The organism is Elizabethkingia bruuniana (assembly GCF_002024805.1).
GTDB lineage: Bacteria > Bacteroidota > Bacteroidia > Flavobacteriales > Weeksellaceae > Elizabethkingia > Elizabethkingia bruuniana.
In genome coordinates this window covers 2,883,449-2,900,800 of the sequence record NZ_CP014337.1, presented here as the reverse complement: position 1 = coordinate 2,900,800, position 17,352 = coordinate 2,883,449, and the positions used below count along the sequence as shown (strand labels likewise).

Below are 17,352 nucleotides of genomic sequence, written 5' to 3'. Positions count from 1 at the left end.
TGCAAAAAATTTAGAATTCTGGTATGAATGTAAAGAAGATCCTTTATTTGCTTACGTTTTTAGTCGCAGGACTTGTATTTGCCTCTTCCACAGAGGGTCAGCAAAAGCCTGAGAAGTATAACCCTGTGCCAGACATTATGCACCATATCTCGGATTCCCACTCTTGGCATTTCTGGGGAGAAGGTGAAAAATCAGTAAGCATTTCGCTTCCGATAATTTTGTTAGATAACGGACTGAAAGTCTTTTCTTCTGCAAAGTTCGGTCATCATGAAGATGAAGTAGCTGAAGTAGATGGTAACTATTATAAGCTTTACCACAATAAAATTTATAAAACTGATGCTGCGGGTACGCTTAACATGCACGAAGAGCACCCTACAAATGTACAACCTCTTGATTTTTCAATCACAAAAGTTGTTGCGCAGATGTTATTAGCGGCAGTTATCCTTATATTGATTGCATTTGCAACAAGAGGAAGCTATAAAAAATCTCAGGTTCCTTCAGGAATTGCAAGATTTATTGAGCCACTTATTATTTTTGTACGTGATGAAATCGCTTTACAAAACATTGGTTCTGTTAAATATAAGAGATTTGTTCCTTATTTAGTAACGCTTTTCCTTTTCATCTGGTTGATGAATATCTTAGGATTACTTCCGGGATCGGCTAACGTAACAGGGAATATCGCTTTCACTATGGTAATGGCAGTTCTTACTTTCATTATAGTGAATGTTAACGGTAGAAAAACTTACTGGTCTCATATTTTTGACCCGTTAGGAAACAATATGCCATGGGCAGGTAAGCTATTAGTATATATAATCCTTGTTCCTGTAGAGATCTTGGGTATGTTTACTAAGCCGATTGCATTAATGATTCGTCTTTTTGCTAACATGACAGCAGGACACATCGTAATCCTGAGTTTAGTATCATTAATCTTCATTATGCAGTCTTACGCTGTAGCTCCGGTATCAGTAGCACTAACATTGTTCATCAACGTACTGGAAGTATTAGTAGCTGCATTACAGGCTTACATCTTTACATTGTTAACAGCATTGTTTATCGGTATGGCAGTTGAAGAGCCTCACCATGCACACTAAGATTTTAGAAATAAGAAAATAAATTATAAAACAACCATTTTAATTATAAAGTTATGACAGGTAGTATCGCAGCAATCGGAGCTGGATTAGCAGTTCTAGGAGTTGGATTAGGTATTGGTAAAATCGGTGGTCACGCAATGGACGCTATTGCAAGACAACCAGAGCAATCAGGAAAAATCCAAACTGCAATGATTATCGCAGCAGCTCTTATCGAGGGTGCTGGTCTATTCGGTATCGTAGTAGCAATGCTAGGTAACGGATAAGAAAAATCTAGAAATTCTGTAAACGGTTGGTTTGCAGAATTTCTTTTACTTTTGAAAAATTAAACTGAATAGTATAAAAATATTATAAATGGATTTATTAACTCCTTCAATCGGTAACATATTCTGGACTACAGTAGTTTTCTTAATTTTAGTAATCTTACTAGGTAAGTTTGCATGGAAACCAATTCTTTCTGCAATCAATACAAGAGAAACGAATATCGTAGATGCTCTTAACCAGGTTAAATTAGCGAAAGCTGAAATGGAAAACCTAAAAGCAGACAACGAAAGAATTATTCGTGAAGCTAAAATCGAAAGAGATGCTATCCTTAAAGAAGCAAGAGAGATTAAAGACAAAATCGTTGGTGAAGCTAAGGATGCTGCAAAAACTGAAGGTGATAAAATGATTGAGCAGGCAAGACAAACCATTAATGCTGAGAAAAATGCTGCTATGGCAGATATCAAGTCTCAAATTGGAACGCTTTCTGTAAATATCGCTGAGTCTATCCTTAAGCAAAAGCTTGATAACAACGACGCTCAGAACCAATTAGTAGAAAATATTCTTAATAAATCTAACTTAAACTAATATGCGTATATCCAAGGTAGCAAAGAGATACGCAAAAGGTCTGTTAGACTTTACTCAGGAAACAGGAAATACAGCTTCTGTTTTTGCTGAGATGAAGGATGTTGTAAAAGTTTTAAATGCCTCTGCGGAGCTTAATAAATTTTTTAACAGCCCTTTTATTGAGGCAAAAAAGAAAATTAGTGTTACTGAACAGATTTTTGCACAGTTTTCTCAAACAAGCAGAAATATTATTGCATTAACTATTAAGCAAGGAAGAGAAAGTCAGCTTAAAGGTATTGCACAAGAATATATCAATAATGTGGAAGACTTGAATGGTGTACAAAGAATTTCTTTAGTTACAGCTACTCAACTTACACAACAAAATATTGAAGACATCCTGAAAGGATCTTCATTGGTAGACCACTCCAAAACTTTTGATATTGAAACAAGTATCAAACCAGAAATTCTGGGAGGTTATGTCCTAAGAGTAGGTGACCAGCAAGTAGACGCTTCTGTAAGAACGAAGCTATCTAACATTAGAAAAGAATTTGAACTTAACTAAGATAATCAGACCAAAATGGCAGAAATAAATCCGGCAGAAGTATCTGCAATCTTAAAACAACAATTGGCAAACTTTGATACTCAAAGTGATGTCCAGGAAGTAGGAACCGTACTTCAGATCGGTGACGGTATCGCACGTGTTTACGGGTTAGAAAACGTACAATATGGTGAGCTTGTAAGATTTGAAAGCGGTGTTGAAGGAATGGTACTTAACCTTGAAGAAGATAACGTAGGTGTAGCTCTTCTTGGACAATCTAAAGCAGTAAAAGAAGGAGATACTGTAAAAAGAACCAATACTATTGCTTCTATTAAAGTTGGTGAAGGTTTATTAGGTCGTGTAGTAGATACATTAGGTAACCCAATCGATGGTAAAGGTGCCGTTAACGGGGAACTATACGAAATGCCTTTGGAAAGAAAAGCTCCGGGAGTAATCTTCCGTCAGCCTGTAACCGAGCCTTTACAAACAGGTATCGTTGCAATTGACTCTATGATCCCTGTAGGTAGAGGACAAAGAGAGCTTATTATTGGTGACCGTCAGACAGGTAAAACTACTGTGGCTATCGATACTATTCTTAACCAAAAAGAATTTTATGATGCAGGTCAGCCTGTATATTGTATATATGTTGCTGTAGGACAAAAAGCTTCTACTGTAGCGCAAATTGTAAAAACCCTTGAAGATAAAGGAGCTATGGCTTATACGGTAATCGTTACAGCTAACGCTTCGGATCCAGTTCCAATGCAGGTATATGCACCATTGGCAGGAGCTTCAATTGGTGAGTACTTCAGAGACACTGGTCGTCCTGCATTAATCATCTATGATGACCTTTCTAAGCAAGCAGTAGCTTACCGTGAGCTTTCTCTACTTTTAAGAAGACCACCGGGCCGTGAAGCTTACCCAGGTGACGTATTCTACCTTCACTCAAGATTATTAGAAAGAGCTGCGAAAATCATTGGTGACGATGAAATCGCTAAGCAAATGAACGACTTACCAGAGTCTTTAAAGCCTCTAGTAAAAGGTGGTGGTTCATTAACTGCTCTTCCAATTATCGAGACTCAGGCTGGTGACGTTTCTGCGTATATCCCGACTAACGTAATTTCTATTACAGACGGACAGATCTTCTTGGAAACTGATTTATTCAACTCTGGTGTACGTCCGGCTATCAACGTAGGTATTTCTGTATCTCGTGTAGGGGGTAACGCTCAGATCAAGTCTATGAAAAAAGTATCTGGTACACTAAAATTAGACCAGGCACAATATAAAGAATTAGAAGCGTTTGCTAAATTCGGTTCTGACCTTGATGCTGCTACTTTAGCAGTAATCTCTAAAGGGGAAAGAAACGTAGAAGTATTGAAGCAAGGTGTTAACTCTCCGCTTCCTGTTGAAGAGCAGATCGCTATGATCTACGCTGGTACTGAAAACTTAATGAGAAAAGTACCTATCAACAAAGTAAAAGAGTTCTTAAGAGATTACGTAGATTTCTTAAAAGCTAAACATGCTGATACTTTAGCAGCTTTAAAAGCAGGTAAATACGATAATAACCTAACTTCTGTTCTGAAGCAGGTTGCTGACGATATCGCTGCAAAATACAACTAAAATTTAGTTGATGGTTTCTGGTTGACAGTTATACACTAGCAACCAGAAACCAATAACCAACAACTATATAAAAGAGAATGGCAAACTTAAAAGAAATACGAGGAAGGATTTCATCCATTTCATCTACAATGCAAATTACCAGTGCTATGAAAATGGTTTCGGCAGCGAAACTAAAGAAAGCACAGGATGCTATTGTGATGCTTCGCCCTTACTCCGAAAAACTTCAGGAAATAATAGAAAACGTTAGTTCTACACTAGATCAGGAAACGCTTTCGGTTTATGCACAACCAAAAGAGGTTAAAAGAATCCTGTTCATTGCAGTTACTTCCAACAGAGGTCTTGCAGGAGCTTTCAACTCTTCTGTTATCAAAGAAGTTAATGCTCAGTATCAACAAAATTCAGCTTTTGAAGTTGAAGTGTTGACTATTGGTAAAAAAGCATTTGATGCTTTCAGAGCTTCTAAGAAAATCTATGATAACCACAGCGATCTTTACGATTCTTTAACTTTTGAAGGCGTAGCACATATGGCTGAGGATATCATGAGAGATTTCCGTCAGGGAGTTTTTGATGAAGTATATCTGGTGTACAACAAATTCCTTAATGCGGCAACGCAGGAAGTACAAACAGAAAAACTTCTTCCTATTACTATGCCTGAAAAGAAAGAAGCTGAGAAGAGTGCAATCGAAACTGATTATATCTTCGAACCAAACCGTACCGAAATTCTGGAAACTTTAATTCCTAAATCTATCAAGACTCAGGTTTATAAAGCAATCTTAGATTCAGTAGCTTCTGAGCATGGTGCAAGGATGACTGCAATGCACAAAGCAACAGATAATGCACAGGCATTGAAGAATGACCTGGTTATCTTCTACAACAAAGCACGTCAGGCTGCAATTACCAACGAAATCTTGGAAATTGTATCCGGAGCTGAAGCTTTGAAAAACAGCTAGAAAAGTTCAACAAAATAATTAAAAGCGCTTATCCTTTGGGTAAGCGCTTTTTTGTATTTTTATATATGCTTATTCAAATTGTTGAAAAGAAAGATAAAGACTATTCCGCAATACAAGGAATTTATAATACAGTACGGAATGAAATGCCTTTTCTTTCTGAAATATCGGACTTTAAAAATGCGTTGACTGGTGAAGTAGTTTACGAAGCCATTGCAGATGAAGAAACGATAGCTTTTATATCCTTTTGGGAGCCGGATAATTTTATTCATTATTTATTTGTTAACCCTTTATATCAAAGTAAAGGAATAGGCTTACAATTGATTACCTATCTTTCAGAAATATATGGGAAACCATTGGGGCTAAAATGTTTGTTGGAGAATGCTGATGCAGTCCGTTTCTATAAAAAAAATGGTTTTCATGAAAAATATCGCGGAACATCTGCTGAAGGCGAATATATTTACTTTGAACTCCAATAATAATAAAAAGTTAACACAGGAAGTGCAGGAATTAAAAATGCGTATTAAAAAATAATACATATCTTTGCATTTGATTATATTATTAACAAATTAAATGGACCCCGATAGTTTTGTCAAACTTATTATTGCCCTTTTCCTAGTATTACTTAATGGCTTCTTCGTAGCCGCCGAATTTTCAATCGTAAAAGTAAGATATTCACAAATCCAAATAAAAGCTGCAGAAGGCAATGCACTTGCTAAGAAAGCAGAATACATTATTAAGCATCTAGATGCATACCTTTCCGCTACACAGTTAGGGATTACCCTTGCCAGCCTTGCTTTAGGTTGGGTCGGTGAAAGCGCATTACACCATGTTTTCGAAGATCTGTTTCACCGCTTTGGCTTTGCTGTTGCAGACTCTACCATTACTACTGTTTCTGTAGTATGTAGTTTCCTGATCATTACAATTATGCACATTGTATTTGGTGAATTAGTTCCTAAATCTATTGCAATACGCAAATCGGAATCCACAACTTTCTTTGTGGCTTACCCGATGATTTTATTCTACAATGTTTTCAGACCATTTATTTGGTTAATGAATTCTATTTCCAACGCATTTTTAAGGTTGATTAAAATTCATCCGGCTTCTGAAAATGAAATCCACTCTACAGAAGAATTACAGCTTTTGGTAAAACAGAGTGCTGATAGTGGAGAAATTGAAGAAGAGAACTACGAGATCATTAAGAACGCATTTGACTTTACAGATCATAGTGCAAAACAAATTATGGTACCACGCCAGAATATATTTTCTATCAACATCAATGATGATAAAAAGGATATTGTGGAAAAAATGCTGGAAAGTGGCTACTCCAGAATACCTGTATATGACGGATCTATAGATAATGTTATCGGTATTTTTTATACCAAAGAATTTATCCGGGAATATATTAAGAACTTTGATGAATGGAATGATTTCGATATCAGAACGCTTTTACATGAACCTACGTTTGTTGTAGGAAGTAAAAAGATATCCGACCTTATGAAGGTTTTCCAGACTAAAAAACAGCATTTGGCTATCGTTATCGATGAGTTTGGTGGTACTGAAGGTATTATTTCCCTTGAAGATATCCTTGAAGAACTTGTAGGAGAAATCCAGGATGAGGAAGATGAAGAAGAAAAAGTTGTGGAGAAAGTAGGAGAGAATGTTTATTGGGTACAGGCATCTCAGCCATTGGAAGAAATAAACGAACACCTTCCTGTGGATCTACCTGAAAATCCGGAACAATATAATACACTTGCTGGTTTTATTTTACATGAACTTAGTGATATTCCTGAAGAAAATCAGGAGTTTGACCTCAACGGTTACCATTTTAAAATTCTTAAAATGCAGAATCGTGGTGTAGAGATGGTGGAGATGATATATTTGGAACCCGTAATTGAAGAAAGACTTGCAGATGAAATGGGAGAAGCTTAATTCGCAGAATTATGACAGTCCAAAACGAGAATACGAAGAAGAAGTGCTGGTTTTGGATCAGACGGATGATGTATATAAACTTGTTCTGCATAATGATGATGTCAATACTTTTGACTTTGTTATCGAATGCCTGATTGAGATTTGTAAACATACACCGGAACAGGCGGAACAATGTACCTTATTAGTACATTATAAAGGTAAATGTACCGTAAAGACAGGTGCAATGGATTTGCTAAAGCCTATGCATCAGAAACTATTATCCAGAGGCTTGACTTCTGAGATTGTATAAAATAAAAAAGAAAGGCTTTCCCAAAGGAAAGCCTTTCTTTTTAGTTCGCTTTTAAAGTCAATATTTTTCCTTTCGGAATTTTATAAACATAGACAGAATTATTTTGTTGGATGAGATTACCAGATCCTGATGCTGTAAACGATCCTTCAAAATTTGGTTTTATTTTTATTTGACCGCCTTTTTCACTGTAAATACTTACTTCGGTATTTTTGCCATTTTTTCTTATAGCTGAAATTAGAAATGCACCGCTGGTTCTAAGGTTTTTAAAAGATATATCTTTCCAGTCTTCCGGTACTGCAGGAAATATACGGGTGACTCCGTTCCAGTGTTGCAGATAAAGCTCCTGAATACTCTGCATTCCTGCAAGAGGTGTTTCTATTACGGGGCCACTTTCTGCATATAATGTATTAGGTTTTACAAACTTTTGAATAAATGTTTTCACAATATCCCGGGATTCATTTCCGTGTCCCATCATGGCTTTCATAGAGGCATGTCCTGTCAACGAATATCCCTGCAATGCTTCCGGCTTGCTTTGCCATGTATTAATGGATTTTTCAATGATATTATGATTTTCTGTCTGATCCCAATTGATTTCGTAAAAAGGATATATCATCAACAGATGCGAATAATGACGATGAGATTCGGAATAAGGTACATCCTGGGCGATCATATAACCTCCTTCATTCGTTGGAAAAGGAATACGGTTTTGTAATATGTCCTGCCACTGTGAGTGGAGCATATCTTTTCTTCCTTTTTTAGAATCCATTTCAATAAGAGTTTTTAATCCCCATCGAAGTATAGAAAGATCATAGTTTGTATTGAAGGCATATCCTTTAGAATATTCAGGAGAATAAGTTTTGGCTTCCAGTTTGTATTTCCCTTCCTTGTTTTTTCCAAGAAGATGAATATAATAATTAATACTTTTCTTTAGCAAGTTGAAAACTTTATTACCCAAGACTTCATCCTGAGTAAAATCGTAATGCTGATAATAATAATATAAAAGCCACGTAAGATTCCCTGTCTCGGCTTCGGAATTGGTAATGGATTCATTACTGCCTTTTAAGACCTTAACGGGAGCGTACATATCAGGACCTCCGCTTCTGCCTAATGCTATAGAATTATATTGGTATTCTTTAGGAACATTTTTTATCAGACTATTGTAATTCTTATCGATTGCTTTAATCAAGGATTCTGCAAGCTCCAGATGATTAGCCGTATAAAGAGGGGAGTATGTAAGCTGCATATTGAGATTGTACCAATATCCCGGCCATGGTGTTTTATCGGTCCATGGACCTTGTAAATCTATTGCTGGCTTATCTGCTCTGGTTGCAGAAGCCAGCTTATAAAGCTGATAGTTGTAGAAGTCCTGCAGCTCCTGATCCGGAATGTTGAAAGATGATTTGTTGTAATATTGATGCCACCAGTTTTGATGGTTTTTTATTTTAGAAAAAAGTTTGTTCCATTCAAAGGAAGTTAATCTCTTTTCAGCGTTATTTTCAGCCCCGTTATTATTGATCTGATAATCGGTAGCAATTAATATATGCCTTAGATTGTCAAATTTCTTTTCCATGTAAGCTATACTGTAACCGCCGCCAGCTAACATAGGCTGGTAACTGGTAATTATGCTATTGTGATTTGTTATCCTTGCTGTTGGATTAGGTAAATAGTTTTCAGGTTGCTTAACGTAAGAGAAATTTCTTCTCGGGCTTTCAGATTTTTCAGGAACCCAGATAATTTCATACTTGTTTTTATAATTCTGGTCATCAATCTGAAGTAAGATATAATCTTCTTCGGAAAAAGTAATAGCATTGATGTGGATATTCCCCGAATTGGTTTTTAGTTCCGCAGAGCTCTCAGCATTATAGAGATTTATTTTGCCTGTAGCTTCAATAATATTGTCCGAAAGTTTTACTTCGAAGTATCCTAATGGAAGTCGGGGTCTTTCAAACAGATTTTCTTCACCATTACGGTGGTCATATACATCCGTTCTTCCAATGGTAACTTTGCATGAGGAAGCATCTTTCAGATAAGTCATTGTTCCCAACAAGCCGTTTCCGGTAAATACCCCTTGGTAAATGGTCTTACCTAGAGGTATAGTTTTATGTTCACCGGTATTCCGGATACTTTGAATGAATAGTTCCTGTGGAGAATTGTTATTTGTTGTCTGGCTGTTATAGGTTGTAATGAAGCATAAAAATAAGATGAGTTTTAAACATTTGATCATGGTTATATAGTTATGGTAGTTTTTCTAGAACGGATAACCAAATGCAAAGTTAAAGGTTGGCTGCAGTGGTTTTATTCTTTTAAAATTCCAACGATCTCCTTCTGGCATATTAGGATCGTATATTTTATAAGCAAGATCCAATCTTAGAGTAACATAAGCAATGTTAAATCTGAATCCGAATCCGGAGCCAATACCTAATTGCTTATAAAACCTGTTGAACTTGAACTCATCACCGATTCCTGTGTTTTTTAAGCTCCAAATATTTCCTGCATCAGTAAATAGTGCTCCTTCTACAATTTTGGAAATAGGAAAACGGTATTCGATATTGGTGGTTAGTTTTACATTATCCAGCATATAAGAACGTACACTCTGGTCAACCTGAATATCTGCAGGACCTAAACCTCCAAATGCAAGCCAGGCTCTGATATCACTGGATCCTCCGTTGAAATAAGACCTCATATAAGGCATAACATGAGAGTTTCCATAAGGAATACCAACTCCGATGAATTGTCTGAAAACTAATGTTCTTCTGCTGTTAGAGAAACTGAAATATTTTCGGGCATCTACATCAAACTTCATGAACTGTGCATAAGGTACTCCAAATAATCCTTTTTCTGAATTTTCACCTGCTATACCAGTAGTAAAGCTTTTGAAGCTTTTATCTATAAGACTTAAGAAATTACCAGCTGTTTCAAATTTGAAACTAAGATAAGACGGGTTTGGATAAGCCTTGTTACCAATCTCATTATAGGTGAAATTATAGATCATGGAATTGATCACTACATCCTGAGTCTGTCGCTCTTTGTTAAGCAATGATTGCTGGAAGTTGATAAATACGGGGTCATTTTTAGCATCAATAGAGTTCTGATAATTTACATCGCTCATAATAATTCTACTGACCTCATCCGTAGTTATTCTTCCGGTAGAATATTGCTCTGCAAGTGCCAGATTTTGTACAAAGTATTTTCCAAACATTAAAGATCTATAGACATCGTCCCTAGGGAATAGTTCGTAATATTTGTCTTTATTACGGGTAAAGTTAAACTGGGTGTTGAAAAGTGTTAAACGATGTGTAATAATATCATTAACTGCAGCATTGTAGTTAAGCCCCATATTAAAGCTTATCCTGCCCAGACCAATGTTGTTTTGTATAGATGATCCTACAACAATAGATGAAGTTGGAGTATATCTTTTGGGAATAAATTTGTAGTATTTAAACGGAACCAATAACCTTGGAACATTCAGAGCAACCTGTGCAGAAAGTTCGTAGGCATTAAAATAAGTTTTTGGATTTGTAGCATTGTTGGTTGTTCCGATAATTCCTGAAAAACTGGTACTAAGGTTTTCTGCTCCACCGAATATATTACGTGTTGTAAGTTCTACACTCGGAGAGAAACCTAAGTTAAGAATCTGGGAGTAGTGGACATCCGTTGCGATTTTAAACTCATATTTTGGTAGCGGAGTTAGATAGATATCGGTCTTTAATAGACTATCCTGTTCCTGTACAATTTCAAACTTGTTGATGTTGAAGTTATTCATTCCCACAAGATTCCTTTTTGTAAGGTCTATTTCCCGTTGGTTATATTTATCTCCTTCCCTTAGAACAACTGCAGTCCACAATGCTCTGTTTTTATATTTTTTATCAGGGTTGTAGAAATTTATTTTTCTCAGTGTTTCGTAATTCTCAGGCTTTAGATCGCCTTTATTTACCTGATCGTCGGAAATATACACATTAACATCCGAGAATTTGCTGATTACATAAGGATTTTTTTGCTTTCCGTCCTGTGCACTGTCTCTTTTGAACTCCAGAGTTAAGGGAACATCCTTTCTGCTTTTCAGAGAATCCGCAGTAAAGAATATTTCTTCATTAGAACCATTAAAATTATAATAGCCATTACTCCGCATGATATCATTAATACGGGAAACTTCTTTTTCCAGATCTTCCTGATCCAGTACTTTACCGGTTTTTATAAAACTTTTAGGAAAGTTTTGCTCATAAAGCAAACGGATAGGCTCTTCCGGAATATTATAATAATAATCCTTAACCAGAGTAGGATCTTTATGTTCTATCTGGTAAAGTGCAGATGCTTTTTTTCCTGTAGAATCTATTTTATTAGTTCCGGTTACTTTAGCATCCCAATAGCCTTTGTAGACAAAGAATTTTCTGATTTTGTCAGCACTTTTTTCTGTAGCAGCCTCATTTAATATAACAGGCTGCTGTCCTACATTATGCAGGAACCTGTCCCAGAAAAGATTTTTACCAACAAGATTAGGGCGATTGTATTTTAAGGCAATGGAATCCCTCAGCTTTTGGGTTCTCATCTGACTGGGATACGTCATATACTCGTTCAGTATAGTATCCAGTTTGGGATTAGCAATGTTATAAGCCCATAAACCAATAGGGGCAACAAACAGAAATTTTTTGTTGGGTTTCTGATTAACAAAGTCCGGAACCTTATCCTCAAACAATTTGCCGTCTTTGTACTGAAATTTATTAGAGGTTAGTAAATAGGAGTCTTCAGGTACTTTTCGGGTGGAACATGCATTGAGCAAAAAAAATGCAATTGCAGGTGCCGAAAATAAGTAATATTTTTGAAAATATTTTGAAGAATGCTTACCCATAATACCATTAAAACTTTACAATCTCTAGATAAAAAGAAATTCAGACAAAAATACAATTTGTTTTTAGTTGAAGGTAATAAAATCATTAGAGAATTACCAAATTCAGCATTCAAAATTCAGACCGTTTACTCTGTAAATCCCAATGAATTAGCTTTTAAAGATATAGAGGTTCACCAAATTACTGAACCTGAGTTAAAAAAAATAAGTTTCCTTCAGCATCCGAAAGATTCTGTAGCAGTATGTATTCCTGTGGAACAGAAACTAAATAATGAAAAGAAAATACGCTTGGTTTTAGATGGTATTCAGGATCCCGGAAATATGGGAACTATTATTCGTCTTGCAGACTGGTTCGGGATTGAAGAAATTGTATGCAGCGAGGATACGGTAGATTTTTATAATCCGAAAGTAATACAAGCTTCCATGGGATCATTTACCCGTGTGAATATTGTATATACAGATCTTTCAGAGTTTTTACAGGATAAGAATACACCCAATTATATCACTGATATGGATGGAGAAAATGTTTTCCAGTCAGATTTTCCGGAAGCATTTAATCTTATTTTAGGTAATGAAGGAAACGGAATCCGTCCTGTAACAGAAGCACTTGCTGATAAAAAGATTACAATCCCGCGTTTTGGTAGCAAACAAAATACTGAAAGTTTGAATGTAGCGATGGCTACCGGAATTATACTAGGTCAGATTTTTGGCTCAAAATAAAAGCTTTACTGTACAGGTTTTTTGTGTAATTTGGTTCAACACAAAATCAGAAAATATGTCAGTAATGAAGAACTTATCAACATTTTTATTCATATTGCTTTTTAGCATTGCATTTTCACAAACACATAGGTTTGTCTATGAATTGCAGACGAATAAAAATGATAAAGTCCAGAAAATTAATATGACTTTGGACATTGATAAGGATTATGTACATTTTTATGACTATGATTTCCTGAAGAATGATTCCCTCCGTAAAAAGGATGGTGGAAACTGGCAGACCAATACAAGATCGGGGCAATTGGTTCTGAGAAAACGCAATAGCTTTGAGAATAAGTCTTTCCACGACAATATGTTCGATTATTTTGTTGTAGATTCTAAAGACGAGATGACCTGGAAAATAAAAAATGAAACTAAAAAGTCCGGAGAATATACATTACAAAAAGCAGAGACCAATTTTGGTGGAAGGTCTTGGGAAGCTTGGTTTAATCCGGGGATTCCTTTTCAGGAAGGTCCGTATAAATTTCGAGGGCTACCAGGGTTGATTTTTGAAATCAGAGATAGTAAAGGTGATTATTCCTATTCGCTAGTTAAAAGCACTAATCTTCCAAATACTTTTGATACCAGTGATTTTCTGGAAACGCATTTTGGTAAAAAGCCTGTTCCTGTTACGTTAAAACAATTTAATAAAGTAAAGCTGGATTATTATAATGATCCGGTGGCTGATATGAGAAGGCTGCTAAAAGGTGGTGGTACTGTAATGATCGGAGGAGAAAAAATCACCAGCCAGGAACAACTCGATCAGAAAAGAATTTTTATACAAAATAGTATTGTAAATAATTATAATCCAATAGAGCTGGATCAGGCGATACCTTATCCGGCTAAATAGAATTTATTTAGATTAAAGAATCTTTACTATCTTCTTGCTGCTGAGCTTCTTTTTCCTGCCAGTCCTCAATTAAAGAAGTTACTTTCCTCAATAAAATTGGTGCTCCGTAGATAATAGCAAGTCCAAGAACCTTCTTTTTCCAGCTGCTGTGGTAAAGATTTTTCTTGGCAAAATTAGTAACTAAGGCAACAGTTCCCAGGCGTATAGCATTGTCAATCATCGAATCCTTAATCGATTCGGCATTTAATGAAATCCCTGTTTTATGGCTAACCTCTCCTTTGGAATTGGTGATAGGTTTTTCAACAAGAAACTTATCGGTCATACCACCAGTAATTACACTAAGCGATTCTTTTACATTATTAAAACGGAGAAGGTTTTCCATGTCTTTTACCTCTCCCTTCATAATCGCTTTTTTCTTTGCTAGTTCATCAAGACTGTTATACTTAGCTCCCATTTTTTAATCGTTAAAAGATTTTAAAATAAAATTCGCTACGGTTCTTTTTATATTGTTTCTGAAGATAATGATTAATATAAGGCATAGCAGATAAAAACCAGAAACAGCGAAGAAACCATAAGAATAATTACCCATCATTTTACCCAGCCAGAAGGCCAGCCCAATGTTAAACAGAACAACGAAGAAGATAAGAGCAATCAGAGCACATGTCAGAAAGGTAAGAAACCCTGCCGAAATGACTGTTTTTTCACTTACTTCTAACTTTAAGAGGTCAATTTTTTTCTCTATATAGTCGAAAATAATGTCAAACATAAGGAAGTGTTTTGTGTAAATATACAAAAAGATAATAAAAAAGGGACTTGAAAAAGTCCCTTTATATTTTAAAATTCAGGTTATTTAAGACCATCTAATTCAGTTTCAATGTCTTTTGCTACTTCTTTAGCTTTATCTGCAGCCTGAGTTTTGTATTTATCTAAACCCTCTTTTACGCTTTCTGTTACTTTGTTATAAGTATCTTTAGCCTGAGAAGCAAAAGTATTGTACTGATCTTTTACTTTCTCAGATACATCTCCGTATTTATCTTTAGCCTGATCTTTCAGATCGTTTGCTTTTGATCTTATTTTTTTACGTGTTGCTTTTCCTTCTTCTGGTGCGTAAAGCATTCCTAAAACAACTCCTGCTGCTGCACCTGCTAATAATCCTGCTAATATTCCTGCTGTGTTCTTTCCTTTTGCCATTTTAAATAATTTTTAGAGTTAGTATTTTGTTGTATGGTTGAAAAATTAATTTGATAAGGATATTTAAACAATTAATATACCAAAGAAAGTATTGGGATCTTAAATTTTGTTAAATATTATTAATAAGTCAAATAATTAATCTTTCTGTTTAAAGGTAAGAAATTTATCGGATATATGACAATATTAAAGCAATAGTTTCTTCTTTGTTCAAACAGGTGTTATCTATAAGAATAGCATCATCGGCCTGCTTTAATGGTGAAGTTTCGCGTTCACTGTCAATTTTGTCACGCATTAGTAAATTAGCTTTCACCTCCTCCAGATCTGCTTCTGTACCACCTGCCAATAATTCCTTATATCTGCGCATAGCACGCTCATCCGGACTTGCTGTCATAAAAAATTTGTAATCAGCATCAGGCAATACTACGGTGCCAATATCTCTTCCGTCCATTACAATTCCGCCGTTTTCTGCCATTTGTCTTTGCATAGACAACAGAAAAGCTCTTACTTCAGGTTGCTTTGCTACCTCACTTACATAGTCGGATACTTTCGGATCTCTTATTTCAGCATCGATATTCTTGTTATTTAAGAACAGCTGAAGATTTCCATCAATATTTCTGAACTCTAAGCTGATGTCATTAAGATGACTGATAAGTAAAGGAATATTAATGTTGTTGTTTTCCAGATAGTGCTGAATAGCGAATACTGTAATACCACGATAAAGCGCGCCGGTATCCATGTGGATAATTCCTAATTCTCTGGCGATAATTTTGGAAATTGAACTTTTTCCGGTGGATGAAAATCCGTCTATGGCAATTACAGGTTTCTTCGTCATAAGTTTGTGTAAATATTAGTAAAAGAACTCTAAAAGTTCTCAGACAATCCTTTTCTCTGGTACAAAAATAAATTATTTTGAAGCTTCTTCAAATAAATAATTTTACCTGTTGCATTTCGTGAGATTTCATTAAATTTGCTACCGAAAAAATAAAAATGAAATTTCTGTGTTTTTATTTATAGTAATGATCCGCACAGAGGTTACATTTTAATGAAATACAGGCTGCTAAAGAGCAGTAAAATAAAATCTTAACGAATGAAATATAAAAGAATTCTCCTAAAACTAAGCGGCGAAGCCCTTATGGGAAATCAGGAATATGGTATCGATAGCCAGAGACTGAAAGATTACGCAACGGAAATTAAGAAAGTGGTAGATTTAGGTTGCGAGGTTGCAATTGTAATAGGAGGAGGAAATATTTTCAGAGGTGTATCTGGTGCTGCGGCAGGAATGGACAGAGTACAGGGTGACTATATGGGAATGCTGGCAACTGTTATCAACGGAATGGCATTACAGGGAGCTTTGGAAGATCAGGGGATTAAAACACGTCTTCAGTCTGCTATTGAAATGGATAAGGTTGCAGAACCATTCATTAAAAGGAGAGCAGTAAGACACCTTGAAAAAGGAAGAGTTGTAATCTTCGGTGCTGGAACCGGTAATCCTTACTTCACAACTGATACAGCTGCAACATTACGTGCTATCGAAATCAACGCAGATGTTATTCTTAAAGGTACACGTGTAGATGGTATTTACGATAAAGACCCTGAGAAAAATGAAAACGCTGTTAAGTTTGAAAACCTTAGCTTCGAAGAAGTTTTCGCAAAAAATCTTAAAGTAATGGATATGACAGCATTTACTTTAAGTCATGAAAATAAATTGCCTATTATTGTATTCGATATGAATAAAGAAGGCAACCTTACACGTTTGGTAGAAGGTGAAAATGTAGGAACACTAGTAAACTAAACAAATCGGATATTAAAATTATTAGCGGTTAGTGATTACCGTAAACTATTAAACTAAATAATATTATGGAAGAATTAGAACTCATCGTAGCATCGGTAAAGCAGGAAATGGATGCTGCAATCAAGCACTTGGACTATGCTTTTCAGAAAATCAGAGCGGGTAGAGCTTCTACTGCTATGGTACAGGATGTTATGGTAGAGTACTATGGTGCTCCGACTCCTCTTAATCAGGTTGCTAACGTTTCTGTTCCGGATGCTATGACTATTGCAATCCAGCCTTGGGACAGAACTGCAATTAATGCTATTGAAAAAGGAATTATTGTTTCCAATTTAGGTTTTGCACCTTCTAATAATGGTGAAATGATTATCCTGAATGTTCCGCCTTTAACAGAAGAAAGAAGAAAGGAACTTGCAAAGCAGGCTAAATCTGAAATGGAGTCTACAAAAGTTACGATTCGTAATGCACGTCAGGACGGAAACAAAGAACTAAAAAGACTTGAAGGCGTTTCTGAAGATGTTATTAAGAGTACTGAAGCTGAAATTCAGGAACTTACTGATGCTTACATTAAAAAAGCTGAAGAGCTGTTAAAAGTGAAAGAAGCTGAAATTATGAAAGTATAATCATAATTATGCTGTTCTTATAAAATAAAACCTTCCATTCGGAAGGTTTTTTTATTGCTTT

Annotated in this window: 19 protein-coding genes; 13 read left to right on the top strand and 6 right to left on the bottom strand. The window is 35.7% G+C overall.

Going from position 1 to position 17,352, the window contains the following annotated elements; genetic code table 11:
• Positions 1–23: 23 nt before the first annotated feature.
• From atpB to AYC65_RS13395, 9 genes are all read left to right on the top strand, one after another.
• A complete protein-coding gene (gene atpB, locus AYC65_RS13435) occupies positions 24–1,091 on the top strand; it encodes a F0F1 ATP synthase subunit A (protein ID WP_034868799.1) in 1,068 nt (355 codons plus the stop codon).
• Between the two features lie 53 nt (positions 1,092–1,144).
• Positions 1,145–1,354, top strand: a complete 210-nt coding sequence (gene atpE / locus AYC65_RS13430) for an ATP synthase F0 subunit C (RefSeq protein WP_009087709.1) — start codon at positions 1,145–1,147, stop codon at positions 1,352–1,354.
• Positions 1,355–1,442: 88 nt separating this feature from the next.
• Positions 1,443–1,937, top strand: a complete 495-nt coding sequence (locus tag AYC65_RS13425) for a F0F1 ATP synthase subunit B (protein ID WP_034868802.1) — start codon at positions 1,443–1,445, stop codon at positions 1,935–1,937.
• A gap of 1 nt (position 1,938) precedes the next feature.
• Positions 1,939–2,478, top strand: a complete 540-nt coding sequence (atpH, locus tag AYC65_RS13420; RefSeq protein ID WP_034868803.1) for an ATP synthase F1 subunit delta — start codon at positions 1,939–1,941, stop codon at positions 2,476–2,478.
• Positions 2,479–2,493: 15 nt separating this feature from the next.
• Positions 2,494–4,071 (top strand): F0F1 ATP synthase subunit alpha, encoded by a 1,578-nt coding sequence (gene atpA, locus AYC65_RS13415; protein WP_034868805.1) that lies wholly within the window; start codon positions 2,494–2,496, stop codon positions 4,069–4,071.
• Between the two features lie 77 nt (positions 4,072–4,148).
• Positions 4,149–5,021 (top strand): ATP synthase F1 subunit gamma, encoded by an 873-nt coding sequence (gene atpG / locus AYC65_RS13410; protein ID WP_034868807.1) that lies wholly within the window; start codon positions 4,149–4,151, stop codon positions 5,019–5,021.
• A gap of 65 nt (positions 5,022–5,086) precedes the next feature.
• Positions 5,087–5,497, top strand: a complete 411-nt coding sequence (locus tag AYC65_RS13405) for a GNAT family N-acetyltransferase (RefSeq protein ID WP_034868809.1) — start codon at positions 5,087–5,089, stop codon at positions 5,495–5,497.
• Positions 5,498–5,591: 94 nt separating this feature from the next.
• Positions 5,592–6,950, top strand: a complete 1,359-nt coding sequence (locus tag AYC65_RS13400; protein ID WP_034868811.1) for a hemolysin family protein — start codon at positions 5,592–5,594, stop codon at positions 6,948–6,950.
• Entirely contained in the window at positions 6,931–7,239 is a 309-nt protein-coding gene (locus tag AYC65_RS13395; protein WP_034868812.1) for an ATP-dependent Clp protease adaptor ClpS, read from the top strand. Before AYC65_RS13400 ends, AYC65_RS13395 begins: the two co-directional genes overlap by 20 nt.
• A gap of 40 nt (positions 7,240–7,279) precedes the next feature.
• Here AYC65_RS13395 and AYC65_RS13390 read toward each other — a convergent pair whose 3' ends face one another.
• Positions 7,280–9,463: a glycosyl hydrolase family 95 catalytic domain-containing protein gene (locus AYC65_RS13390; protein ID WP_034868813.1), complete on the bottom strand. Its 2,184-nt coding sequence runs from the start codon at positions 9,461–9,463 to the stop codon at positions 7,280–7,282.
• Positions 9,464–9,487: 24 nt separating this feature from the next.
• Positions 9,488–12,085: a translocation and assembly module lipoprotein TamL gene (tamL, locus tag AYC65_RS13385; protein ID WP_034868814.1), complete on the bottom strand. Its 2,598-nt coding sequence runs from the start codon at positions 12,083–12,085 to the stop codon at positions 9,488–9,490.
• Between tamL and AYC65_RS13380 the strand changes: the two genes are divergently transcribed.
• Together AYC65_RS13380 and AYC65_RS13375 are read left to right on the top strand one after the other, a co-directional pair.
• Positions 12,074–12,802 (top strand): RNA methyltransferase, encoded by a 729-nt coding sequence (locus AYC65_RS13380; protein ID WP_034868817.1) that lies wholly within the window; start codon positions 12,074–12,076, stop codon positions 12,800–12,802. The genes tamL and AYC65_RS13380 overlap by 12 nt on opposite strands.
• 64 nt (positions 12,803–12,866) lie before the next feature.
• Positions 12,867–13,688, top strand: a complete 822-nt coding sequence (locus AYC65_RS13375) for a GLPGLI family protein (protein WP_034868943.1) — start codon at positions 12,867–12,869, stop codon at positions 13,686–13,688.
• Positions 13,689–13,695: 7 nt separating this feature from the next.
• Here the strand turns inward: AYC65_RS13375 and AYC65_RS13370 are convergent, their stop codons facing one another.
• The 4 genes from AYC65_RS13370 to cmk form a co-directional block, all read right to left on the bottom strand.
• Positions 13,696–14,142: a hypothetical protein gene (locus AYC65_RS13370; protein WP_009087683.1), complete on the bottom strand. Its 447-nt coding sequence runs from the start codon at positions 14,140–14,142 to the stop codon at positions 13,696–13,698.
• A 3-nt stretch (positions 14,143–14,145) separates the two neighbouring features.
• Positions 14,146–14,454 (bottom strand): phage holin family protein, encoded by a 309-nt coding sequence (locus AYC65_RS13365; RefSeq protein WP_034868819.1) that lies wholly within the window; start codon positions 14,452–14,454, stop codon positions 14,146–14,148.
• Between the two features lie 80 nt (positions 14,455–14,534).
• Positions 14,535–14,879 carry a YtxH domain-containing protein gene (locus tag AYC65_RS13360; protein WP_009087681.1) on the bottom strand — a complete coding sequence of 115 codons (345 nt, stop codon included), beginning with the start codon at positions 14,877–14,879 and terminating at the stop codon, positions 14,535–14,537.
• Positions 14,880–15,042: 163 nt separating this feature from the next.
• Complete coding sequence (gene cmk, locus AYC65_RS13355) at positions 15,043–15,711, bottom strand: (d)CMP kinase (RefSeq protein ID WP_034868821.1); 669 nt, start codon at positions 15,709–15,711, stop codon at positions 15,043–15,045.
• 255 nt (positions 15,712–15,966) lie between these two features.
• Here cmk and pyrH point away from each other — a divergent pair, with 255 nt between their 5' ends.
• Positions 15,967–16,671 carry a UMP kinase gene (pyrH, locus tag AYC65_RS13350; RefSeq protein WP_009087679.1) on the top strand — a complete coding sequence of 235 codons (705 nt, stop codon included), beginning with the start codon at positions 15,967–15,969 and terminating at the stop codon, positions 16,669–16,671.
• 65 nt (positions 16,672–16,736) lie between these two features.
• A complete protein-coding gene (frr, locus tag AYC65_RS13345) occupies positions 16,737–17,291 on the top strand; it encodes a ribosome recycling factor (RefSeq protein WP_034868823.1) in 555 nt (184 codons plus the stop codon).
• Positions 17,292–17,352 lie beyond the last annotated feature (61 nt).

Coding starts and splice junctions, on each gene's coding strand:
- atpE (WP_009087709.1), top strand. CDS start 1,145: ATGACAGGTAGTATCGCAGCAATCGGAGCTGGATTAGCAGTTCTAGGA.
- AYC65_RS13380 (WP_034868817.1), top strand. CDS start 12,074: ATGCTTACCCATAATACCATTAAAACTTTACAATCTCTAGATAAAAAG.
- AYC65_RS13390 (WP_034868813.1), bottom strand. CDS start 9,463: ATGATCAAATGTTTAAAACTCATCTTATTTTTATGCTTCATTACAACC.
- cmk (WP_034868821.1), bottom strand. CDS start 15,711: ATGACGAAGAAACCTGTAATTGCCATAGACGGATTTTCATCCACCGGA.
- frr (WP_034868823.1), top strand. CDS start 16,737: ATGGAAGAATTAGAACTCATCGTAGCATCGGTAAAGCAGGAAATGGAT.
- atpH (WP_034868803.1), top strand. CDS start 1,939: ATGCGTATATCCAAGGTAGCAAAGAGATACGCAAAAGGTCTGTTAGAC.
- AYC65_RS13425 (WP_034868802.1), top strand. CDS start 1,443: ATGGATTTATTAACTCCTTCAATCGGTAACATATTCTGGACTACAGTA.
- AYC65_RS13405 (WP_034868809.1), top strand. CDS start 5,087: ATGCTTATTCAAATTGTTGAAAAGAAAGATAAAGACTATTCCGCAATA.
- AYC65_RS13400 (WP_034868811.1), top strand. CDS start 5,592: ATGGACCCCGATAGTTTTGTCAAACTTATTATTGCCCTTTTCCTAGTA.
- AYC65_RS13375 (WP_034868943.1), top strand. CDS start 12,867: ATGAAGAACTTATCAACATTTTTATTCATATTGCTTTTTAGCATTGCA.
- tamL (WP_034868814.1), bottom strand. CDS start 12,085: ATGGGTAAGCATTCTTCAAAATATTTTCAAAAATATTACTTATTTTCG.
- AYC65_RS13395 (WP_034868812.1), top strand. CDS start 6,931: ATGAAATGGGAGAAGCTTAATTCGCAGAATTATGACAGTCCAAAACGA.
- AYC65_RS13365 (WP_034868819.1), bottom strand. CDS start 14,454: ATGTTTGACATTATTTTCGACTATATAGAGAAAAAAATTGACCTCTTA.
- AYC65_RS13360 (WP_009087681.1), bottom strand. CDS start 14,879: ATGGCAAAAGGAAAGAACACAGCAGGAATATTAGCAGGATTATTAGCA.
- atpG (WP_034868807.1), top strand. CDS start 4,149: ATGGCAAACTTAAAAGAAATACGAGGAAGGATTTCATCCATTTCATCT.
- atpB (WP_034868799.1), top strand. CDS start 24: ATGAATGTAAAGAAGATCCTTTATTTGCTTACGTTTTTAGTCGCAGGA.
- atpA (WP_034868805.1), top strand. CDS start 2,494: ATGGCAGAAATAAATCCGGCAGAAGTATCTGCAATCTTAAAACAACAA.
- pyrH (WP_009087679.1), top strand. CDS start 15,967: ATGAAATATAAAAGAATTCTCCTAAAACTAAGCGGCGAAGCCCTTATG.
- AYC65_RS13370 (WP_009087683.1), bottom strand. CDS start 14,142: ATGGGAGCTAAGTATAACAGTCTTGATGAACTAGCAAAGAAAAAAGCG.